Annotated in this window: 17 protein-coding genes; 8 read left to right on the forward strand and 9 right to left on the reverse strand. The window is 68.5% G+C overall.

Features of this window, described 5'->3' with window-relative positions:
- Positions 1–30 precede the first annotated feature (30 nt).
- Together FFS08_RS09325 and FFS08_RS09330 are read left to right on the forward strand one after the other, a co-directional pair.
- Entirely contained in the window at positions 31–1,032 is a 1,002-nt protein-coding gene (locus tag FFS08_RS09325) for a P-loop nucleotide/nucleoside kinase family protein (protein WP_137863800.1), read from the forward strand.
- Positions 1,032–1,955 carry a 1-phosphofructokinase family hexose kinase gene (locus FFS08_RS09330; RefSeq protein ID WP_137863799.1) on the forward strand — a complete coding sequence of 308 codons (924 nt, stop codon included), beginning with the start codon at positions 1,032–1,034 and terminating at the stop codon, positions 1,953–1,955. Before FFS08_RS09325 ends, FFS08_RS09330 begins: the two co-directional genes overlap by 1 nt.
- Here the strand turns inward: FFS08_RS09330 and FFS08_RS09335 are convergent.
- The gene (locus tag FFS08_RS09335; RefSeq protein ID WP_137863798.1) at positions 1,934–2,242 is read right to left on the reverse strand and encodes an ArsR/SmtB family transcription factor; all 309 of its coding nucleotides are present in this window, start codon (positions 2,240–2,242) and stop codon (positions 1,934–1,936) included. The genes FFS08_RS09330 and FFS08_RS09335 overlap by 22 nt on opposite strands.
- A 150-nt stretch (positions 2,243–2,392) precedes the next feature.
- On the opposite strand from FFS08_RS09335, the gene FFS08_RS09340 reads away from it, so the two are divergent.
- Positions 2,393–2,956, forward strand: a complete 564-nt coding sequence (locus FFS08_RS09340; protein WP_137863797.1) for an alpha-ketoglutarate-dependent dioxygenase AlkB — start codon at positions 2,393–2,395, stop codon at positions 2,954–2,956.
- Position 2,957: 1 nt separating this feature from the next.
- Here FFS08_RS09340 and FFS08_RS09345 read toward each other — a convergent pair whose 3' ends face one another.
- From FFS08_RS09345 to FFS08_RS09355, 3 genes are read right to left on the reverse strand one after another with little or no spacing between them, the layout of a single operon-like run.
- Positions 2,958–4,199, reverse strand: a complete 1,242-nt coding sequence (locus FFS08_RS09345) for a threonine synthase (protein ID WP_137863796.1) — start codon at positions 4,197–4,199, stop codon at positions 2,958–2,960.
- A 4-nt stretch (positions 4,200–4,203) separates the two neighbouring features.
- Positions 4,204–5,373, reverse strand: a complete 1,170-nt coding sequence (locus FFS08_RS09350; protein WP_137863795.1) for a serine hydrolase domain-containing protein — start codon at positions 5,371–5,373, stop codon at positions 4,204–4,206.
- A 37-nt stretch (positions 5,374–5,410) separates the two neighbouring features.
- Entirely contained in the window at positions 5,411–8,410 is a 3,000-nt protein-coding gene (locus FFS08_RS09355) for a TonB-dependent receptor plug domain-containing protein (protein WP_137863794.1), read from the reverse strand.
- Positions 8,411–8,671: 261 nt separating this feature from the next.
- Between FFS08_RS09355 and FFS08_RS09360 the strand changes: the two genes are divergently transcribed.
- Genes FFS08_RS09360 through FFS08_RS09370 form a run of 3 tightly spaced genes read left to right on the forward strand, consistent with a single transcriptional unit; the run spans position 8,672 to position 12,404 of the window.
- The gene (locus FFS08_RS09360) at positions 8,672–10,219 is read left to right on the forward strand and encodes an MFS transporter (RefSeq protein WP_249341183.1); all 1,548 of its coding nucleotides are present in this window, start codon (positions 8,672–8,674) and stop codon (positions 10,217–10,219) included.
- Positions 10,216–11,220, forward strand: a complete 1,005-nt coding sequence (locus FFS08_RS09365) for a serine hydrolase domain-containing protein (RefSeq protein ID WP_137863793.1) — start codon at positions 10,216–10,218, stop codon at positions 11,218–11,220. Before FFS08_RS09360 ends, FFS08_RS09365 begins: the two co-directional genes overlap by 4 nt.
- Positions 11,217–12,404, forward strand: coding sequence for a dipeptidase (locus FFS08_RS09370; protein WP_171012547.1), 1,188 nt, complete (start codon positions 11,217–11,219; stop codon positions 12,402–12,404). Before FFS08_RS09365 ends, FFS08_RS09370 begins: the two co-directional genes overlap by 4 nt.
- Before the next feature lie 40 nt (positions 12,405–12,444).
- Here the strand turns inward: FFS08_RS09370 and dacB are convergent, their stop codons facing one another.
- Positions 12,445–13,884 carry a D-alanyl-D-alanine carboxypeptidase/D-alanyl-D-alanine endopeptidase gene (gene dacB, locus FFS08_RS09375; protein ID WP_137863792.1) on the reverse strand — a complete coding sequence of 480 codons (1,440 nt, stop codon included), beginning with the start codon at positions 13,882–13,884 and terminating at the stop codon, positions 12,445–12,447.
- Between the two features lie 131 nt (positions 13,885–14,015).
- Here dacB and FFS08_RS09380 point away from each other — a divergent pair, with 131 nt between their 5' ends.
- Positions 14,016–16,025 carry a S9 family peptidase gene (locus FFS08_RS09380; protein WP_249341182.1) on the forward strand — a complete coding sequence of 670 codons (2,010 nt, stop codon included), beginning with the start codon at positions 14,016–14,018 and terminating at the stop codon, positions 16,023–16,025.
- Positions 16,026–16,033: 8 nt separating this feature from the next.
- Entirely contained in the window at positions 16,034–17,293 is a 1,260-nt protein-coding gene (locus FFS08_RS09385; protein WP_171015328.1) for an amidohydrolase family protein, read from the forward strand.
- A gap of 239 nt (positions 17,294–17,532) precedes the next feature.
- Here the strand turns inward: FFS08_RS09385 and FFS08_RS09390 are convergent, their stop codons facing one another.
- From FFS08_RS09390 to dgcN, 4 genes are read right to left on the reverse strand one after another with little or no spacing between them, the layout of a single operon-like run.
- On the reverse strand, positions 17,533–18,774 hold the full coding sequence (locus tag FFS08_RS09390; protein ID WP_331484521.1) for a dicarboxylate/amino acid:cation symporter: 1,242 nt from the start codon (positions 18,772–18,774) through the stop codon (positions 17,533–17,535).
- Complete coding sequence (locus FFS08_RS09395; protein WP_137863789.1) at positions 18,774–20,336, reverse strand: N-acyl-D-amino-acid deacylase family protein; 1,563 nt, start codon at positions 20,334–20,336, stop codon at positions 18,774–18,776. Before FFS08_RS09395 ends, FFS08_RS09390 begins: the two co-directional genes overlap by 1 nt.
- Positions 20,333–21,322, reverse strand: a complete 990-nt coding sequence (gene dgcA / locus FFS08_RS09400) for an N-acetyl-D-Glu racemase DgcA (RefSeq protein ID WP_137863788.1) — start codon at positions 21,320–21,322, stop codon at positions 20,333–20,335. The genes FFS08_RS09395 and dgcA overlap by 4 nt, the downstream gene beginning before the upstream one ends.
- Positions 21,280–22,314: an N-acetyltransferase DgcN gene (gene dgcN, locus FFS08_RS09405; RefSeq protein ID WP_137863787.1), complete on the reverse strand. Its 1,035-nt coding sequence runs from the start codon at positions 22,312–22,314 to the stop codon at positions 21,280–21,282. The genes dgcA and dgcN overlap by 43 nt, the downstream gene beginning before the upstream one ends.
- Positions 22,315–22,367 lie beyond the last annotated feature (53 nt).

The following is a 22,367-nucleotide window of genomic DNA, read 5'->3' on the forward strand; positions in this document are numbered from 1 at the left end:
TTCGAGGAACCGATAGACGGGGGTGGAACGATGGCGGCGGTGGCCGCAAGCCAGGAACCGAGCTTCGAGGCGCTGCTGGCCGGCGATCTCGACACGGACCAGTTGCATACCCTTGCCGACCATCTGGCCGCACGCCATGCTGTCTTGCCCAAGGGCGACGGCGGCGCCTTCCACAAGGCACTCGCGCTGGCCGCCACCAGCGACGCCCAGCGCGCCGAACTTGCCCGCCACCAGGATTCGATCGCCCGCCGCATCGCCGCGGGGCAGGTGCGGACCGTGCCGGGCGCGCCGGCAGAGGTGCTCTACGACCTCGCCGGCCCCGTGCTGGAAGTGATGCGCGGCGGCAGGGCGGGCGAAGCCAACACGCTGGCCAACCGCTATCTCGACATCGCGCCGCAGGGCGCCACGGGCTGGTCGCTGCTGCCGCTCTATCTCTCCCTGCGCGCGAGCGCGGACGGCGATGCCGAGCTGGCCGACAGCCTGCTCGCACCGGCCAGGCCGCGGCTGGTGGTGATCGGCGGGCTTTCGGGCACCGGCAAGTCGACGCTGGCGCGGTTGCTCGGCAGCCGGATCGGCCGTCTTCCCGGCGCGCGCGTGCTGCGCTCCGACGTATTCCGCAAGCGGCTGGCCGGAGTGAGTCCGGAAACCAGGCTGCCGCCCAGGCATTACACGCGCCGCAATGACGATGAGACCTATGAAGCCCTGTTCGAATCCGCGGACGATCACCTCGCCTGCGGCAACAGCGTGATCCTGGATGCGGTATTCATGAGCCGCAGCGAGCGCGACGTGGCCGAAGCGCTGGCCGATCGCTATCGCGCCGTGTTCACCGGCATCTGGCTGGAAGCCCCCGAGCGGGATCGCATCGCCCGGGTGAATGCCCGCAGCAACGACGCCTCGGACGCGACCGAGGCCGTGGTGCGCGAACAGTCGCGCCGCTCGGTGGGCGAGATCCACTGGCACCGCATCCGGGTGAACCGTCCACAGGAACTGATCGTCGCCGCCGCCCGCGCCGCGCTGGACCGGACGCGCTGATGGCGATCGCGACGCTGACGCTCAATCCGGCGCTCGACCTGACCACCTGTACCGAGAAGGTGCGCCCCGGCCACAAGCTGCGATGCACCGCGCCGCGCTTCGACCCGGGCGGCGGCGGGATCAATGTGGCACGCGTGGCGACGCATCTCGGTGGTCGGGCGACGGCGGTGTTCCCCAGCGGCGGCCCAGCGGGTGCGACGATCGTCGCGCTGCTCGAAGCGCAGCGGGTGCCGATCCTGGCCGTGCCGATCGCGGGAGCTACGCGCGAGAGCTTCACCGTCGACGAGGGCCGGCCGGGCGACCAGTATCGCTTCGTGCTGCCGGGCCCCGAGCTGAGCGCGGACGAGCTGGCGAAGCTGCTCGACGCCCTGTTCGGCGTGGCGGAGGCGGATCATATCGTGGTGAGCGGCAGCCTGCCGCCCGGCTGCGACCCGGCGATCCTGAAGCGCATCGCGGAACGCTGCCGCCAGTCGGGCGTGAAGCTGGCGGTCGATACCTCGGGATCGGCGCTGGCCGCATGCGAGGGCGCCCGGGCATGGCTGATCAAGCCAAGCCTGCGCGAAGTCGCCGACCTGCTCGGCCGCGCGATCGCCAGCGAAGCGGAAGAAATGGCGGCGGCGCGCGAGCTGCACGATCGCGGCTTCGCGGAAATCGTGGTCATCTCGCTCGCGGAGCGCGGCGCGCTGCTCGCCGGCGAAGGCAGGGAACTGCGCCTGCCGGCGATCCCGGTGGAAGCCAAGAGCACGGTGGGTGCCGGAGATTCGATGGTGGCGGCCATCACCCTCGCCTCGGCCCGGGGCAAGGCGATCGAGGATGCGCTGCGCTACGGCATCGCGGCGGGCGCAGCGACCCTGATGACCCCGGCGACCGAGCTGGCCCGCAAGGAAGACGTCGAGCGGCTCTATGCGGGTACGGTTTCCTGAGCCGCATCGGTGCGGCAGAACAGGCTGTGCATCGCCTCCAGCATGTGGCGCGCTTCGTCGCTGGCCAGCGAATAGAAGATCATCTGGCCGTCGCGGCGCGCGGCGACCATCCCCTCGCGGCGCAGCAGCGCCAGCTGCTGCGACACCGCGGTGTCGCGCGCACCGGTGAGGCGCGCGAGCTCACCCACCGACTTCTCGCCATCGAGAAGGTGGCACAGCAACAGAAAACGGCTTCGACCCGACAACGCCTTCAGGAACGACGAGGCGCGATCGACCACGGCGATCATTTCATTCTTCACGGGGCGAACAGCTAGGGCGCCGCAACGCCGGTTGCAACCGCTATCTTGCGGGAAAAACAAAGGAATTCCATTCGAATATGAAGGTATCCGTATCTGGAAGAACATAGGTCGGCCTCCCATATCCGGCCGGTGTCCCCTTTGTTTCCCGCATTTTTCGAAGAGTCCCTGCCCGCGGGCATCGAACAGGCGAAGAATATCGTCACGCCCGGCGAAGAAGCGGCGCTGATTCGAGCGATCGACGGGGCCGGGCTGGTGTCGTTCCGCTTTCAGCAATGGCTGGGCAAGCGGCTGACGCGCAGCTTCGGCTGGCGCTACGACTTCACCGATTCGAGCTTTGCCGAAGCGGAAGCGATCCCCGACTGGCTGATGCCGGTGCGTGCGCGGGCCGCCGCGCTGGCCGGGCTGGAAGCGGAAGCACTCGTCCAGGCGCTGGTGACTCGGTACGATCCGGGCGCCGGCATCGGCTGGCACCGCGATCGCCCGGTGTTCGAGCATGTCGTCGGCGTGTCGCTCGGCGCGCCCACGGCGCTGCGGCTGCGCCGGCGGCGCGCGGACGGGAAGTTCGACCGCGCCGAACTGCCGCTGGCACCGCGCGGGGCCTATCATCTCGCCGGCGAGGCCCGGCACCTTTGGGAACACAGCATCACGCCGATGAAGGCGCCGCGCTGGTCGGTGACGTTCCGGAGCCTGGCCGCGCGCTGATCTACAGGCTGGCGAAGTCGATCGATCCGTCCTTGTCGAGATAGCGCGACTCATCGGCGAGCGGGTATTTCAGCCCGGTCGCACAGTTGAACAGCAGCACCTTCTCCTCCGGCGAGACCAGCCCTTCCGCCAGCGCCTTGCGCCATGCGGCCAGCGTCGCGCCACCCTCGGGGCACAGCAGCAGCCCGTCCCTGCGCGCGGCGTCATCGACCGCCCGGGCGATGCTTTCGTCGCTCACTGCCATCGCCACGCCGCCGCTTTCCCGGACGGCGTCGAGGATCAGGAAATCGCCCACTGCCTGGGGCACGCGAATGCCCATCGCGATCGTGTGCGCATCCTCCCAGCGCATCGCATGGCGCTCGCCCGCCTCGAAGGCGCGGACCATCGGCGAGCAGCCTTCGGCCTGCACCGCGATCATCCGCGGGCGCCTGGGCCCGATCCAGCCCAGTGCTTCCATCTCGGCAAAGGCCTTCCACATGCCGATCAGGCCGGTGCCGCCGCCGGTGGGATAGAAGATCACGTCGGGCAATTCCCAGCCGAGCTGCTCGGCCAGCTCCAGGCCCATCGTCTTCTTGCCCTCGATGCGATAGGGTTCCTTGAGCGTGGAAAGGTCGAACCAGCCCCGCTCCTGCGCGCCGCGGCCCACCAGCTTGCCGCAATCGTCGATCAGGCCGTTGACGCGGTAGACGCGCGCGCCCTGCGCGGCGATCTCGCGCACGTTCACCTCCGGCGTGTCGGCCGGGCAGAAGATCACGGACTCGATACCGACGCGGCTGGCATAGGCTGCCGCGGCGGCGCCGGCATTGCCGTTGGTCGGCATCGCGATGGTGGTGACGCCCAGCTCCTTCGCCATGGCGATCGCCATGACCAGCCCGCGCGCCTTGAACGAACCGGTGGGCAGGCGCCCTTCGTCCTTGACCCAGAGATGCTTCGCCCCTTCCGCGCGCGCCAGCGCGTCGAGCGGGACGATCGGCGTGGCGATCTCGCCCAGGCCGACGATATTCTCCGTCCGGCGGACGGGCAGCAGCTCGCGATATTTCCACAGATCCGCCGGACGGCGGGCCAGCGCATCGCGCGGCAGCGCAGCCTTCACCCCGTCGAGGTCGTAGCGCACCAGCAACGGCCGGCCTACTCGCGACAGGCCGTGCAGCCGGTCCGCCTCGTAGCGCTCGCCGGTCATCGAGCATTCGAGATGCGTGACGAAGGTGGGACGGTCGGTCGTCAGATTGGCGTCGTGGCGCAAGATGCTACTCCGGATGGGCGAGCGATTCCTCGGTCGGCGTATAGGCCGATCGTTTCCCCGGCACATCCGGAACATCGGTGGCGAAATAGGCGATGCCCGTGCCGGCCGCGCGATCGATCCACAGGCCCGATTTGAGGCCATAGGCATCGCCCGAATGGCCGAAACGCCGACGGCCGTCGCCCCCCGGATCGTCGCGGCACCCCTGCACGCCGGTGGCGGTGAACATCACTGCGAGACCATAGCTGCAGGTGGTGCCGCCGACCGGATTGGCGACCGAGATGTCCCCCCCGACATCGCCGTCACGGCCGTTCCAGGTCCAGAGCGGCGTCTCCAGCATGCGGACCGAAGCGGGGCGCAGGATGCGCACGCCATCGAGCCGGCCATTGCCAAGGAACATGCGGCCGACCCGCGCCAGGCCGCGCGCGGAAATGCGCAGGCCGCCCTGGGGCGAGAAGATCGCCCCATTGCCCCCCGGGCGCCAGATCGACAGGTCGCAGCCGCCGTCCCGGGCCGGGGTGACCGGACAGGCGGGGATCGCGCCATGATTGTCGTCCTTGGTTGCGACGCCTCCGCGATATTGGACGACGGCGCGCGCGGCGGTTCCCGGCTTGCAGCTCGCCCAATTGTAGCAGGCGTCGAGCTTCATCGGCGCGAGGACGAGCCGGTCCATCAGCCGATCGAAGCGCTCGCCGGTCGCGCGCTCCATCACCGCGGCGATCACCGGGAAGTTGAAATTGGTATAGGCCCACCAGCTGCCGGGCGCATGCTGCGCGTCCCAGGCCTTCGGGTCCTGGAGCACGGCGCGCATGTCGGCATCGAGCGGCAGGACGTAATCGACACGATCGGTGAGGCTGGAGCGATGCGAGAGCAGCAGGCGCAGGCTGATCGGCGCGTCGGGAAAGGCCGGGTTGCGCAGCTTCCAGCCGAGCCAGCGCGAGACATCGGCATCGAGATCGAGCCTGCCCTGCTCGACAAGGCGCATCACCCCGATCGCGACGACCAGCTTCGAGATGGAGGCGATCCGCACGGGATCGTCGGCCGTGACCGGCCGGGACGCGGAAATGTCGGCCAGCCCTTTCGCGCTGACCGACACTTCTCCCCCCGCATTGAACTCTATCCGGACTGCGGCGACCGGATCCGGTGCCGCGGCGAGCAGGAGCGCCGCGGCGATCATGCCGGCCCCATCGCCAGGGATGGAGCCGGCATGCCGATTACTTCAGGCTGATGCGGATGCCGGCGCGGAACTGACGGCCGAGCATGTCCGAATAGGTGGTGTTCGCCGCCATGCCGGTTTCCGGCACCAGCAGCGGCCAGCGGTTGAACAGGTTGGTGACGTTGACGAAGAACTGCGCCTGGTTGCCGCCGAAGCGCACCGTCTGCGACAGGTTCAAGTCGACGTAGAACAGGCCCGAGACCCGGTTGTTGTCATAGGTCGGGAAATTGGTGGTCGAGACCGGACAGCCGCTGGTGCACTCGATACCGTTGGCGACATATTTGCCCGAGCTGACGCCGCGGCCGGTGACGGTGGCCGAGAAGGTCTCGGTCTCGTAGGTCGCGCTGCCGCGGAAGATCCAGGTCGGCGTGCTGGCCTGGCCCCCGTTCGCGCCGACGGTGTTCACCGCCACGCTGCCGACAATGCCGGTGTTGGAAAGATTCTCGATGTAGCGCGTCGCGACGCCCTTCAGGGTGAAGCTGCTCGCCTCGCCCACGGGGATCCGATAGGCCGCGTCGAAGTCGATGCCGCGCACCAGTTTGCTCACGAAATTGAACGGCTGGCTGCGGATCAGGAGGTACGGTGCACCCGGCAACGAACGCGTCGGATCATTGGTGATCGCCGCGCAATAGGTGGCGTTGCCGTCGGAGCAGCGGTTGACGATTTCCTGCGCGCTGATCGAGTCGATCGCATCCGCCAGGTTGATGCGGAAATAATCAACCGACGCCGTGAAGCCCGGCAGGAAGCGCGGCGAGACGACGGCGCCGATGTTCCACGAATTGGCGACTTCCGGACGCAGGTTGGGGTTGCCGGTGGTCAGGCCCGAATAGCCCCAGGTCGCCGGGCCGTTCAGGCCGTCCGAAGTGTATTTGGGATTGCGCACCGAGTCGCTGTTGGCGGTGCCCGCCTGGTACAGCTCGTTCAGGTTAGGCGCGCGGATGTCGCGCGAACGCGTCACGCGGAAACGAATGTCCGGGATCGGCGCCCAGGTCGCGCCCAGCTTCCAGGTGGTGACATAGCCCGAGTTGGAATAGTCGGTGGCGCGAACCGCGCCGTTGAATTCGAGGCCGAAGCCCAGCGGGACCACCGTCTCGAGATAGGCTTCCTTGACGCTGTATTCGCCGGTGAAGGGCAGATAGTTGCCGACCGACCATGCATTGGTCGTGCCGGTGGTGGTCACGACCGGCTGATACTCCTTCGGCACGCTGCCGCGGATCTTCTCCTTGCGAACCTCGCCGCCGACCGAGACGCTCACATCGCCCGCCCAGGTGGCGAACGGCGTGACCGACCAGTTGGTGCCGGCGACGAACTGCTCCATCACCTGATCGCGATACGGGTTGCCGAGCACATAGTTGATCGCGTCCTGGCTGGCGACGCCCACGCCCATGCGGTTCAGCGGCACGCAGTTCGGATCGTCGTTGGCAGGGTTGGAATCGACGTTGATCAGGCACTGGATCGAACCGACCGTATAGCCGCGCGCATTGCCCGCCGGCGCGAACGCGGCGTTGGTGGCATTGGCCATGCGGGTCAGGTTCATGATGTTGCGAAGCTGCTCGCGCAGGTCGGATCGGCCATATTGGGCATAGACATCCCAGTGCGCGGCCCTGCCGAACGCCTCGAAATTGCCCTCGGCACCGACGACATAGCGCTGCACCTTGCGCTCGTTGTCGATCGCGCGGAACGGCAGGTCGGCGGCGGTGGTCGCCAACGTGAGGCCCGTGATGCCGGTCAGACGCGCCGCCCCGAGCGACTGCAGTGCGAAGGCGTTGCAGGTCACGGGGACCGGAACGGTCGTGCAGCCGGTGGTGTTGATCGCGATGCCGGTCGACAGGTTCGGACCCGCGTTGAAGAAGACCTTCTGCCGGTTGTACGATCCCTCCGCGAAGAGCTCGATGCCATCAGCGACTTCGAAGCTCAGCCGGCCGAAGACGCCCCAGCGATCGTCCTTCGGCATCAGGCCGATGCGCGTGCCGGAATCGTTGACTTGCCAAGAACCGCCCTGAACGAGGCTGGGCGCCGAGGACCCGGAGGCGCGGGTGAACGCCGGATAGGTGAAGCTGCCATAGTCGAAGGTGTTCACTGCCCCGCCATAGCCGAAATACAGGCCGCGCAGAGCGTTCGCGGTGCCGCCGGCCGAGCCGGTGATGAGACCGCCCGGGGTCGAGTTCGCCGCACCGATCTGGCGCCGGGTGGTGATGAACTGCGGCGTCGTGCTGGTGCTCGTCCAGTTCGGATCCTGGATGCGCACATAGCCGGTGTGGTTCCATTCGCGGTCGTCGCCGACTTCGAAGATGCCGTCCTGGTGCGCGATATTGGCGCTGAGCAGGATGTGGCCGCGGCCGCCGGCGAACGACTTTCCGCCCGCGATGCTGGCCGAATAATTGCCGCCGTCGCCATAGGTGGTGATGCCCGAATCCGCCTCGATCTTCAGGCCCTCGAGCTTCTTGTTGAGGATGAAGTTCACCACGCCCGAGACCGCGTCCGAACCATAGGCCGACGAAGCGCCGCCGGTGACGACCTCGACGCGATCGACCAGCGCCTGCGGGATCGTGTTGATGTCGACCCAGCCATAGATGGTCGAGCCGACCGAACGGCGGCCGTCGAGCAGGACGAGCACGCGGCCTTCGCCCAGGTTGCGCATGTTGAGTGCGTTGATGCCCGCCGAGCCGTTGGACAGGTTGAGGCGCGAATTGGCTGGCTTGGTCGAGCCCGCGAGCTGCGGCAACTGGTTGACGAAGTCGGCGATATTGTTCGTCGGCGACGTGTTCTGGATGTCCTGCTGCGTCAGCACGGTCAGCGGCGTCGGGGCCTGGAAGCCGTCGCGGCGGATGCGCGTGCCGGTGACGAGGATCTCGCCTTCCTCGGCGGGAGCCGCCTGGGCGGATGCCTGCGGAGCCTCTGGAGTGGTGGTCTGCGCCCAGGCCGGCAGCGCAATCGCCATGGCCGCGAAAGCCGTGCTGCTGGCCAGTACCTTCCTAAACGCCGTTGCTTCGATCATTTCCTAAAACCCCCTGAAGCCCGCAATATCCCGCGCGGTGAAGGGGCATTAGGTACCAAGAATGTTGCGGCGCGCCATAGTTTCTGTTCCCCGCGCCATAACTCGGGGGCATCAAAGGAGACGATTGCCCGTCAAAGCGTGACACGACTGCAACACAAGCCTGCCATACTGGCCATTGACTGCGTGCGCGCCCCGTCAGAGCGTTAGGGAAACCAGCCCCAGGGGAGCCCTTGATGCCGCATTTCGAACGCCCGGTGCCGCGTGACTGACGCACCGAGTCCCGCCGCGACGCCGGCGATGCGCCCGGGGTTCGGAAGGCTGGCGCTGTACCTGCTGCTCGGCTTTGCCGCGGGCCTGCCCTTTTACATGTTCAACGCCGTGCTGCTGCTGCGCCTGGCCAAGCACGGCGTGGACATCGTGACGGTGGGCTTCTTCGCCTGGGTGGCGCTGCTGCCCACCTTCAAGTTTGCCTGGGCGCCGCTGCTCGACAAATATGACGTGCCGGGCTTCGGCCGCTTCTGGGGCAAGCGGCGCGGCTGGATCATGCTGTCGCAGCTCGGCATCTTCCTCTCGACCGTGGCGATGGCGCTCACTTCGTCCGACGCCAACCTCCAGGTAACGGCGCTGTTCGCGGTGCTGCTCGCCTTCTGGACCACCACGCTGGAAGTGGCGGCCGATGCCTGGCGCATCGAGCTGGCGCCCACCGCCGAGCAGCAGGGGCCGATGGTGGCGGCGAACCTGTGGGGCTATCGCAGCGCGATGGTCGCCGCCGGCAGCGGCGCGATCTACATCGCGGCGAAGAGCGACTGGACCACTGCCTATCTGGTGATCGCGGCGGCGGCCTTCCTCCCCTTCCCCATCCTCGCCTGCATGCGGCCCGATCCCGATCATGGCGGCGGGCGCGGCACGGCGCTGGTGACCGGCATCCTCGCCAGCGCCGTCGTGCTGGGCGGCAGCCTGGCGATCGCCGCCGCGGTCGGCTGGGCGTTGCTCGCCGCCATGGGATCGGTCGGCCTCGATAATCCGGACATCGTCAAATATTGGGTGTTCGCAGTGGCGCTGCTGCCGTTCGTCGCGCTGGGCGTCGCCGTGCCGTGGATCCGGAAGCTGCCGGCAAACCACCGGCTGCTCACCACTTCCGGGCTGGCGCCCTATCTCAACGTCGCCTGGCGCTACGGACTGGCGGTGATCCCGATCCTTCTCTTCGTCTCGGTCTATCGCATGGGCGACGTGATGGCGCTCACCCTCTCGCACCCGCTGTTCAACGCGCTGGGCTACAGCCTGGAATCGATCGCGGTCGCCGACGGCGCGGTGGCGCTGCTCTCGTCCATGTTCGGCGTGGCGCTGGGCGGCTGGCTGGCGGCCAAGGCGCCGATGGGCTGGGCATTGGTGATCGGCGCGATCATGTCGGCGCTCAGCAACTGGATCTTCGCCTGGCTCGCCCACCAGGCGCCGGGCGGACCGGTCTGGTTCTCGCTGCTCGGCGTGCAGGTGACAGCGGGCGATTTCGACCTGTACCTCGCCATGGCGCTCGACCAGTTCGGGCACGGTTTCGAGGGGGCGGTGTTCGTCGTCTACCTGTCCCTGCTGGTGAACCCGCGCTTCCCGGGCACCCAATATGCGCTGCTCTCCGGCCTCGCCTTCCTGATCCCCAGACTGCTCGCCGGCCTGTCGGGCGTGTTCCAGAAGGCGATCGGCTATGACGGCTTCTTCATCATGGCCGGCACGATGAGCGTCGCGGCGCTGGTGTTCGTGCCGTTCATCGTGCGGGCGAAGCCCCGGCCCGACGGCGAGGCGGTGGCGGCATGATCGACGCTGCCTTCGCACCCGCCGCCGAAGCGGTGGCCGCGGGACGCATCCCCGGCGCGACGCTGGGCGTGGCGGCGGCGGACGGGCGCCGCTGGGTGACGCACACCGGCATGGCCGCGCTCGCCCCCGAGCCCGAGGCGCTGACGCTCGACCATTGGTTCGATCTCGCCTCGGTCTCCAAGGTAGTGGCGACGACCACGATGGTCCTGCGCCTGGCCGAGGAGGGGCGGATCGATCTCGACGCGCCGCTGACCACGGCGATCCCGGACCTGCGCCAGTACGACGTGGCGGGCGCCTATGAGCGCACGCTGACGTTCCGCGACTGCCTGGCGCACCGCACGCTGTTCCCCGCGGTCGAGCCGATCTACACCTATGGCGACGATCCGCAGCGGCTGCGCGCCTTCGTGCTCCAGCGCGAATGGAAGCACATCCCGGAGCCGGTCTATTCGGACGTCAACTTCCTGCTGCTCGGCATCGCGATCGAACGCGTGACCGGCCGGCCGCTCGGCGAATGGCCGCTGGGGCCCGGCCTCAGCTACGGCCCGCCGCCGGGGCCGGCGGTGGCGACCGAGCGGTGCATGTGGCGGAACCGGGTGCTCAAGGGCGAGGTGCATGACGAGAATTGCGCGGCGTTGGGCGGGCAGACCGGCCATGCCGGGCTGTTCGGCACTGTGGCCGGGGTGCTCGACTTCGCTCAGGGCGTGCTGACCGGAAGCTTCTCGCCGATGATGCTCGAAGCGATCCGCACCCCGCAATATTCGCACCGCACCTGCGGCTGGGAGCGCAAGTTCGCCGGCTGGTCGGGCGGCCAGGCCTGTTCGGACGAGACGATCGGGCACACGGGCTTCACCGGCACCGGGCTGTGGATCGACTTCGGGCGCGGCATCGCCTGGACCCTGCTCACCAACCGCGTCCACCCGACGCGCCATTTCGACAGCGGCATCTTCGTGCTGCGCCCCGCGACGGGGGATGCCGTCATCAACGCCTGGGAGGCCCCATGATCTCTTTGCTCGCGCTCGCCATCGCCCTGTCCGGGCCCGATAGCGACACCCCCAGCCCCGCCGACCGGCTGGCACACGACCAGATGCTGGTGCTGGACACCCATCTCGACACGCCCGAATTGTTCGAGCATCCTGGCTGGAAGTTCGATCGCTGGCACGACCGCGATTTCGACAAGAGCCAGGTCGATCTGCCCCGCATGGAGCAGGGCGGGCTCGATGGCGGGTTCTTCGTGATCTATACCGGCCAGGGGCCGCTGACGCCGGAAGGCTATGCCAAGGCACGCAACGCGGCGCTCACGCGCGAGATGTGGATCCAGCGCGTCGTGGCGGCCAATGCCGACAAGATGGAGTTCGCCACCACCCCCGAGGATGCCTATCGCATCGCCAAGGCGGGCAAGCGCATCGTCTTCCAGTCGATCGAGAACAGCTATCCGCTGGGCACCGACCTGAGCCTGCTCAAATGGTATTACGACCAGGGCGTGCGGATGGCCGGGCCGATCCATTTCCGCAACAACCAGTTCGGCGACAGCGCCACCGACAAGGCGAAGCAATGGAACGGCCTTTCGCCGCTCGGCAAGCAATGGGTGGCCGAGATGAACCGGCTGGGCATGCTGATCGACGTCAGCCATTCCTCCGACGACGTGTTCGACCAGGCGCTGGCGCTCTCCAAGGTGCCGATCATCGCCTCGCACTCGGGGCCTCGCGCGATCTTCAACCATCCGCGCAACCTGGACGACGAGCGCATGCGCAAGCTCGCCAAGGCGGGCGGCGTGCTGCAGGTGAACAGCGTCTATCTGGTCGAGGGCGACCATGACGAAGCGCGCAACAGGATCTCCGACCGGCAGGACGACTGGTGGGCGCTCTCCGCCGAAGCGCAGCGCAAGCTGATCGCCGACAAGGCGAAGGCCGATGCGGCCAACCCCTATCAGGGCGCCGATTTCGAGCTGTTCATGAAGAGCCTGCTCCACTGCATCGCGGTGATGGGCGTCGACCATGTCGGCATCGGCGCCGATTGGGACGGCGGCGGCGGCGTGCGCGGCATGGAGGACATCACCGCCCTGCCCAAGATCACCGCCCGCCTGCGCCGCGAAGGCTTCTCCGACACCGACATCGAGAAGATCTGGAGCGGGAACGTGCTGCGCGTGCTGAAGCAGGCCGAGGACTGGGCAGCGAAGAACAAGTGACGCGATATCCCTCTCCCGCTTGCGGGAGAGGGAAGGATCGTCAGTTCCCCGCGGCGACCAGGTTCAGCGCATCGTCCATATATTTCGTCGCGCTCGCATCCTGCGGCACGTCGTTGGCGTAGAAGGCGAAGGTGTAGGTCCTGCCGCTCGCGCCGGTGAAATAGCCCGCCAGCGCGTTGGTGGCGTTGAGCGTGCCCGTCTTGGCGAAGACCCTGCCCTCCAGCGGCGTGCCCTTGAAGCGGCGGGCGAGCGTGCCGTCCACCCCGCCGATCGGCAGCGTGTCGCGGAACTGGGCGCCCCAGGGCTGGGCGGCCGCCCAGCGCAGCAGCTTGACCGAACCGCGCGGGCTCACCCGGTTGTAGCTCGACATGCCCGAGCCGTCCGAAAAGTCCCACGCCGTGCGCGGCAGGCCGGCCGTATCGAGCAGCTTCGCGACCTGCGCGACGCCATCGGCGATCGAGCCGCTGCCCTGCAGGAAGGCGACGCGGCGCAGCGCCAGCTCGGCATGGAGGTTCTGGCTCACCTTGTTGATGTGCTTGAAGTCCTCGACGAGCGGCGGCGGCGTGAGCCTGGCGAGGACATTCCCGTCGGGCGTTGCCCGCGCGAGCGCCACGCCCTTCTTCGCGCGATATTCGGGATCATCTTCGGGTCGCAGCGGCCGGTGGCGCGCGCTGACCGTGCCCTTCACCTGCACCCCGCGCGCCTCGAGCAGCGCCTTCAGGCGCCAGGCGGCATAATCGGCCGGATCGTCGATACCGAGCTTCCAGCTCTTCGGCCCGGCATCGGCGCCGATCGTGCCGGTGATGCGGAGCCGCTTGCCGTTGGGATCGCGATCCCAGCCGAGTTCGGTCTCCCCGCCCGGCACCGTCTTCGCCTGGTTGTCGATCGTGAAATAGGGCCAGAGCTCGACCCTTGCCGCCTCCCCGGCCTTGGCCGGCGCGACGGTCAGCTTCAGCTCATTGTCGTCGAGCGTCAGCGCCGAGGCGCCGGTGCCCGACGAACTCGGGATGTTGTTCCAGCTCATCCCCGGCCCCCAGCGCTGGTCCGGGAAGAGCGTGTCGTCGCCGATGACGTTGCGGACGCGCTTGGTCTTCGCGGCGATCGCATCGGCGAGCGTGGCGAGGCAGTCGACCGTGCAATCGTCGGCGCTCGACAGGCGCGCATCGCCCCGCCCCTCCAGCACCACATCGTCGCCCACCAGCCGCACCGCGGCGCCGCCGGTCGCGTCGGGCGCATTGATGCCGGGCAGGTTCGCGAAGGCCGCGGCGGTGGTGTAGATCTTGGTGTTCGAGGCGGGGATGAAGCGGCCGTCGGGATTGATGGCGACGATCTCCCTGCCCGTATCGTCGGCCACGACCAGGCCGAAGCGCGTGCCCGTCGGCGCCTCGGCAAGCTTGGCGGCGACGCGCTGCTCCAGCGTCTGCTGGGCGAGCGCGGGCGTGGCGAGCGTAAGGGCGATGCCGAGGATGAAATGCTTCATGCCGCGAGCGTAACTCCCGCCGCCGGGCCTGCAAACCCGCGATCATTCAGAGGAGTCGCCCGGGCATAACCATGGCGCATGCCGGCATTGTACGGGCAACATCGGCCCGGCACCTTCGCGGCATGAACCTGATGCGGGCCACCCTGAAACCCCTGGCCGCGATGGTGGTGGCGTTCGCCCCGCCGGCGCTGGCGCAGACCGACGATCTGGCGGCGGCGCTCGCCCTGCCGGTCGCCAGCCAGATGGCAGGCGCGCGCGATGTACCGCGCTTCGCCTGGGTGGAGAACCGTGCGGGCGTGCGCAACCTGTGGATGGCGGACGCAGGGCGGAAGGCGCGGCAGGTCACCCGCCATGCCGAGGACGACGGCATGATGCTCTACGATCCGGCGCTCAGCCCCGACGGCCGGCGCCTGGCATATGTGCGCGGCGGGGACGACGAGTTCCCCGACGGCAAGATCCCCAATACCGCCTCGGCCGCGTTTACGCCGGGGCAGCAGGTGTTCGTCGTTGAAGACGGTGGAGATCCCACACCGATCGGAGACGGACACCTGCCCGTTTTCTCGCCGGATGGACAGCGCATCGCGTTCACCCGGCGCGGCGAACTGTGGCTCTGGCAGGCCGGCAAGGCGGCCCGGATCGCCACCGTCACGGGCGAGGTCAGCGACCTGAAATGGACGCCGGACGGCGCGAAGCTGCTGTTCGTCGACAATCGCAACGACCATGCCTTCGTCGCGCTGCTCGCCGTGGACGGCGGCAAGCTGACTTATATGGAGCCCGCGCTCGGCTATTCGGTCGAGCCCGCGCTTTCGCCCGACGGCACAAAAGTCGCATACATCCAGTACCGCGATCCGCCCGCCGGCGCCGCGCGCGACGGCGGGCCCTATTGGTCGATCCGGGTGGCGGATGCGGCAACGGGCAAGGCGCGCACGATCTGGACCGCGCCACAGGGCATGGGCGGCCGCTATTACGGCACCAGGCAGCACAATCTGTGGTGGAGCAAGGGCGGCGCGCTGCTCTTCCCCTGGGAGCGGAGCGGCTTCCTCCACGTCTATGCGATCGATGCCGCGACGAACGCCGCCGAGCCCCGCGAGCTGACGCCGGGCAAGTTCGAAGTCGAGACCTTCGTGCTCGGCGCCGACGACATGGTCACCTTCTCCGCCAACGCCGACGAGGCCGACCGGAGGCATTTCTGGCAGGTGCCGGCACGCGGCGGCGTGGCGCAGCGCGTGACCGAGGGCAAGGGCAGCGAGAGCCTGCCGGTCCTTGCGGGCGGGCTGCTCGCGGGGATCGCCGCCGATGCGCGCCATCCGGCCCATCCGGTGCTGGCGAAGGGGCTGGCGCCGCTGGGCGAAACCGCCGAGCTAAAGGGCGCGATCGCGCCCGAGGCGGTGACCTATACCGCCGAGGACGGCGTGACCGTCCATGGCCAGCTGTTCCGGGGCCAGGGCAAGGGTCCGCGCCCGGCGCTGATCTTCGTTCATGGCGGGCCGCGACGCCAGATGCTGCTCGGCTTCCACCATGCGCAATATTATTCGAACGCCTATGTGATGAACCAGGCGCTGGCGGCGCGGGGCTATACGGTGCTCTCGGTCAATTATCGCAGCGGCACCGGCTATGGGCAGGCGTTCCGCGAGGCGCCGGGCATCGCGCGCGACGGCGCCTCCGAATATCGCGACGTGCTGGCGGGCGGGCGCTGGCTGGCGACCCGGAAGGACATCGACCCGCAGAAGATCGGCATCTGGGGCGGCAGCTGGGGCGGCTATCTGACCGCACTGGCACTGGCCCGCGACAGCACGCTGTTCAAGGCCGGAGCGGATTTCCACGGCGTCCACACGCTGCTGCGCAACGTCGAGGGCAACCTCTCGCCGGAACGACAGCTCGCCGCGCGGCAGAAGCAATGGGAATCCTCGCCGATGGGCGCGATCGACACATGGCGTTCGCCGGTGCTGCTCGTCCATGGCGACGACGACAGGAACGTCGATTTCGGCCAGTCGCTGCTGCTCGCCCGCAAGCTTTCGGCGCGGCGCATCCCCTTCGAGGAGCTGGTATTCCCCAATGAGCGCCACGAATTCTTCCGCTATGCGGACTGGCTCACCGCCTATCGCCGCACCATCTCCTTCTTCGATGCGCATCTGAAATGAGGTGGCTGATGGCGGCGGCGGCACTGGCCGGAGCGAACGGAGCACAGGCGCAGGAGCGCGCGACGCTGATCCACGGCGCGCGGGTGTTCGACGGGACCGGCGCCGGCGCGAGACAGGCGGACGTGCTGATCGAGGGCGATCGGATCGTGCGCATCGGCCGGAAGCTCCGCGTGCCCGAGGGCACGGCAGTGATCGACGCCACCGGCATGACGCTGATCCCGGGGCTGCACGACCTGCACATCCACACCCGGCGCGAAGCCTTTGCGGACGCCGCGTCGCTCCACCGCTTCTACCTGCCCTATCTGCGTGCGGGGGTGACCGGCATCAACGAATTCTCGGTCTCAGGCGAGATGATGGCGGGGATCCGCGCGCTCCGCGCCGACACGCCGCGCCTGACGCTGGCCGTGCGGCTGGGCGTGCCGCACGGGCACGGCACCGAGAGCCAGTTCACCAATGCGATCACCATCCAGGTGACCAACCCGGCGGAAGCCCATGCGGCAATGGCGGCGGCGCTCGTCTACCAGCCCGACATGGTCAAGGTATTCGCCGATGGCTGGCGCTATGGCGATCCGGAACGGCCCGACCGGCCGAGCATCGACGAGCCCACCCTCGCCGCGATCGTGGAGGATGCGCACCGCGCGGGCATCAAGGTGATGACGCATACGGTGACACTGGACGGCGCCAAGATCGCGGCGCGGGCGGGGGTGGACTCCGTGGCGCACGGCGTGGGCGACACGCTGGTCGACGACGAATTGATCCGCCTGATGAAGAAGCACCACATGGCCTATGTCGCGACGCTGGCCACCTATGAGCCGCTCGAGGCGCGGGTGCTCGCGCCCGAGGAACTGGCACTGCTCACCCCGGAACAGCGCGACCGCGAGACGGCGCGCCTGGCCAAGGGCGATGCCATCGCGCCCTATGACAGCAGGCGCTGGGAGATCATGCGCGAGAATATCCGCCGGCTGAAGGCGGCCGGCATCCGCATCGGCGTGGGCACCGACACGGGGATCGAGGGCGTATATCCCGGCTTCGGCGCGCTGCGCGAGATGCGCCTGCTGACCGAGCTGGGCTTCACCCCGGCCGAGGCGATTGAAGCAGGCTCAAGCGTGAGCGCCGACATCATGGGACGGCACAAGCACGAGGGCGTCATCCGCAAGGGCGCGCAGGCCGACCTGGTGCTGACCGGCGGGACGCCGGACCTGAGCTTCCGCGACCTGTATTCGGTGAAGCGGGTCTGGGTGGCGGGACGCGAGGTCTCGCTGGACTAGGTTGAAAACTCATTCAGCGAACCCCGTCATCCCCGCGAAAGCGGGGACCCAGGGTAATGCGGGATATCGGCGCCACCGCGCGAATGCCGTCCGGAAAGGACAGGACCCACCACACCCGTTCCGCGCCTGGCCCTGGATCCCCGCCTGCGCAGGGATGACGAAGGAAGATCAGATACTTGTTTGGGTTCTCAACCTAGCGCCCGCCCGGGATAACCGGCATTGCCAACGGCATGTCCGCGCTATGCCGCGTCCGGCGCCCGATAGACCTCTTCGTCGAGCTCGCCTTCCCAGCGCGCCACCAGCGTCGCCACGGTCAGGTTCGCCGAAGCGCTCGGCACCGTGCGGGTCATGTCGAGCAACCGGTCGAACGGCAGGACGAAGCCGACCACCAGCGCGGTCTGCTCCGGCGAGACCCCCACGGCGCTCAGCACCGCCGCCAGCATGAACAGCGAGGCCGAAGGCACCGGCGCCGTGCCGAAGGCGGCGAGCGCGCCGGTGAACAGCACCGTCGCGCAGACGGTGGGCGTCAGGTGCACGCCGAACGCCTGGAGCGCGAACATGCTGAGCAGGCCGACATACATGGCCGTGCCGTCCTTGCCGATGCTCGCGCCGAGCGGCAGGACCGTGGAGAAGACCGAGCGGCCGATGCCCAGATTCTGCTCGGAGACCCGCATCGCCACCGGCAGCGTCGCGCCGCTCGATGCGGTGGAGAAGGCCACCGCCAGCGCATCCACGATGCCGCGGAAGAAGGGCAGCAGCGGCAGGCGCGCGACGAAGCGCAGGAGCAGGCTGTGCACCACCAGCATCTGGATCAGCGAGCCGAGCACCACCGCCAGCGCCAGCCAGCCGACATGGACGAACACCGCCGCGCCGTTCGCCGCCACGGCGTTGGCGATCAGCGCGAACACGCCGAAGGGAGTCGCCTCCATCACCAGGCCCACGACCCGGAGCAGCACCGCCGAAGTCGATTGCAGCAGGTTGGCGAAGGGCTTGCCCGCCTCCCCCGCCACCACCGTGCCGCAGCCGATCAGGATCGACGTGAAGATCAGCGCGAGCATGTCGCCCTTGGCCAGCGCATCGAAGATGTTGGTCGGGATGATGTTGATCAGCTGCTCATAGGGCGTGACCGGCTTGCCGAGCACATGCGCCTCGGCCGTGCCCAGCGGCGCGCCGATGCCGGGCTGCACGACAGCGGCGACAAGCATGCCCACCGAGACGGCGATGAAGGTGGTCAGCGCGAACATGCCGACGGTGCGCCCGCCCAGGCTGCCGAGCCGCTTGGGATCGGCAAGCGTCGTGATGCCCGAGGCGATGGTGACCAGCACGATCGGGGCGACCAGCATGCGGATCGCCCGGACGAACAGGTCGCCGATGAACTGCACATAGGGTGCGCCCTGCGGCACCAGCAGCGCGAAGATGACGCCGAGCACAAGGAAGGCGAGCACGCGCTTCCACAGGGCGATGCCGAACCACCAGCCCATCAGTTGCACGTCCCGGGCGTGGGCTTGTGCGCCAGCGCGCGGCCGGCGGCCTTGCCGGTCATCGCGCCCTTGTCGACCGCGGCCACGCCGTTGACCAGCACGGTTTGCACGCCGGCGGCGAGCAGCGCGGGCTGCTCATAGGTGGCGCGCGAGGCATAGGTCTTGGGGTCGAACACCACGACATCGGCAAAGGCGCCGGCGCGCAGATGGCCGCGTCCCTCCAGCCCGAACGTGTCGGCGGTCAGCGCCGAACTTCGCTCGATGAATTCCCGTAGCGTGATGACATGGTCGGCCTTGACGTATTTGTCGTACTTGCGCGCGAAGCTGCCATAGACGCGCGGGTGGCCGCCCGAGGCGTCGGAGCCGGTCATCACCCAGGGCTGCTGCATGAAGGCGGCGATGTCGGCCTCGCTCTGGTTGAACGAGACGGTGCCCGGATCGCCGATGCGGATCACCGCGATCGCGGCGTCGACCGGATCGAGCTTGAGCTCCCTGGCCACGGCGTCGAGATAGCGATTCCTGTACTTGCCCTCGACGATCAGCAGCTTGCCCGGCCCGCCGCGCTTGCGGAGGTTCTCGACCATGCCGGCATGGAGCTTCTCGGCGAGCGCAGGATCGTCGAACCGCTTGAGCAGTGCCGGGCGCCCGCCGTCCTGGGCCCAGAGCGGCACGAGCGAGGCGACCAGGCTCGTGCCCGAGGCCGACCAGGGATATTGGTTGGCGGTGACCTTCTCGCCGCGGGCACGCGCCGCATCGATCTTGGCGATGATGGCGGGGGCCTGTCCCTGCACGTCGACGCCCAGCGCCTTGATGTGGCTGATATGCGCGGGCAGCCCGCCCTCGCGGCCGATGCGGATCGCTTCGTCGATCGCGGCGGCGAGGCCAACGGTGTAGCTGCTCTCGTCGCGGATATGGCTGTCATAGCTGCCGCCGCGCTTGCCGGCTTCCTTGGCCAGCTCGATCACTTCCTCGGTCTTGGCGAAGCTCTGGGGAGCGTAGAACAGACCCGTGGAGAAGCCGAGCGCGCCGTGGCACATGGCGTCGGCGACGAGGCCCTTCATCCTGTTCAGCTCGGCCGGCGTGGGATCGCGGGCATCCTGGCCCACCACCATCTCGCGCACCGCTCCGAAACCGACCCAGGCGGCATAGTTGATGCCCACCGGCTTCGCAGCCGCGCTGCCGAGAACCTTGGCCAGGTCGGGGCTGCCGCCGCCGTCATTGCCGATGAACGCAGTGGTGACGCCCTGCATCAGGAAGGCGGGAATCAACCGCTTTCGGGGATCGCTCGAAGCGAGATCGTCGCCCATATGCGTGTGCGGATCGATGAAACCGGGCGCGACGATCATGCCCTTGGCATCGATCACGCGCGCGGCGAGCACCGCCGCATGCCGGCTCACCGAGACGATGCGGTCGCCCTTGATCGCGACGTCACCGACGAACGGCGCATCCGACCCGGTGTAGATCGTGCCGCCACGGATCACCACGTCCACCTTCTGCGGCGGAGGCGGCGCGGCAGCACCCAGCGAGACAGCGGCAATCCCCAGCAGCAGCGCGATCTTCATGGCGTTCCCCAGAATCCCGGAAGTGGCGGATGGAGCATCCCGCTCCGGTCCTCGACCCCACCGGGGCGATCCTTGGCGAGCCAGATGGGGCCGTCAAGGTCGACGAAATCGGATATGCGGGCGATGTGCAGCGCCGCCGCGATCGACAGGGAGGAGCTGACCATGCATCCGGTCATCAGGCCGAGGCCGCGTTCCCGTGCCGCCCGGGCGAGTGCCAGCCCCTCGGTGAGGCCGCCGGACTTGTCGAGCTTGACGTTCACCACCTGATAGCGGCGCGCGACCCGGTCGAGATCCTCACTCGTGTGGAGGGACTCGTCCGCGGCGATCGGCACCAGCGGACGGAACGTCTCCAGGCATCCGTCGATCTCGGCCGAGACCGGCTGTTCGAGCAGGTCGACCCTGAGCTCGGCGAGCACGGGCTGCATCGCCTCGACCAGCCGCGCGTCCCAGCTCTCGTTGGGATCGACGATCAGCCTGGCATCGGGCGCCGCGGCACGGACGGCGCGGATCTGCGCATCGGGCAGCCGCGCATCGACCTTGACCTTGAGCAGCGGCGCCTGCGCGACCCGGCGCGCGGCGCAGCCCATCATCATCGGCGTGTCGATCCCGATGGTGAGCGCGCTGGCGAGCGGCCCTGGTTCGGGCGCGCCGAGCAGTTGGGCAACGCTCCTGCCCGCCGCGCGCGCTTCCAGGTCCCAAAGGGCGCAATCGACTGCGTTGCGTGCGGCCCCGGCAGGAAGCAGCGTCTGCAATTCCTCGCGGCCCGCCCCCGCCTCGATCGCCGGACGGATGCTCTCGATCGCTTCGAGCGTCGTCCCGACGCTCTCGCCATAGCGCGGACAGGGCACGCCTTCGCCCTTCCCTTCCAGCTGCCCCGCGCGGATCGAGACCGTGACCAGATCGGCCTCGGTCTTCACTCCGCGCGAAATGCGGAAGGGCCTGGTCAGCGCGAAGCGATCGTGGCCGGCCGTGAGGGTTCGGTGCATAGCAACTCGTCGATGATCGCCTCGACCCCGAAAGCGATTGGATCGGTACAGGGCAGACCGAGATCGGCCTCGATCTGCCGGCAAAGCGCACGCGCCTCCCCCGCCTCCATGCGGGACGTGTTGAGACAGACACCGACCGCGCGGACATCGGGGCTGGTGAGGCGGGCAACCTGGAGATTGGCCTCGAGGCATTCGCTCAAGCCCGGCAGCGCCCGGCCGGGCAGCCCGCGCATATGGCCGCGGCTCGGATCGTGGCAGAGCACGATCGCCTCGGGCTGGGCGCCGTGGAGCAGGCCGGTCGAGACGCCGGCGAAGCTCGGATGGAAGAGCGAGCCCTGCCCTTCGATCAGGTCCCAGCCGCCATCGGTACGCTCGGGCGCGAGCATCTCGATACCGCCCGAGATGAAGTCGGCGACCACCGCGTCGATCGGCACGCCGGCGCCGGCGATAAGGATGCCGGTCTGGCCGGTGGCGCGGAAATCGGCCTTCTCCCCGCGCGCCTTGAGCGCATCGGCGAGCGCGATCGTGGTGTACATCTTGCCGACCGAGCAATCGGTGCCGACGGTGAGCAGGCGGCGGCCGGCACGGGCATAGCCGGTGCCGACGCGCATCTCCGCGGGCGGATCGCGCACGTCGAACAGCTGGAGCCCCTTCTCCTTCGCCAAGGCGGCAAGCTCAGGCACATCGCGCAGCCGCTGGTGCAGGCCGGCGGCGATGTTCATCCCCGCTTCCAGCGCCGCCTTCGCGTCGCGCACCAGATCGCCGCCCAGCGTGCCGCCCGAATTGGCGATGCCGAGCACGAGCGTCTTCGCGCCCGCGGCTGCGCCTTGCTCGATCGTCATGCGCGGCAGGCCGAGGGTAAGCGGGCTATCGTCGTGGCGGAACTCGCCCACGCAATCGCCGCGCCGGAACTCGGCAAGGCCGCGCGAAGTCTTGATGCCCACGAAATCGGTGCTGTGACCGAGGTAGAGGAGGTAAGGTGCCGGTATCATTGGGTGATAACGCTATCCGCCCACATCCGGCACCGCGCATAGCGAGTGCGCGC

The sequence above is a fragment of the Sphingomonas sp. 1F27F7B genome (assembly GCF_005503355.1).
Lineage (GTDB): Bacteria > Pseudomonadota > Alphaproteobacteria > Sphingomonadales > Sphingomonadaceae > Sphingomonas.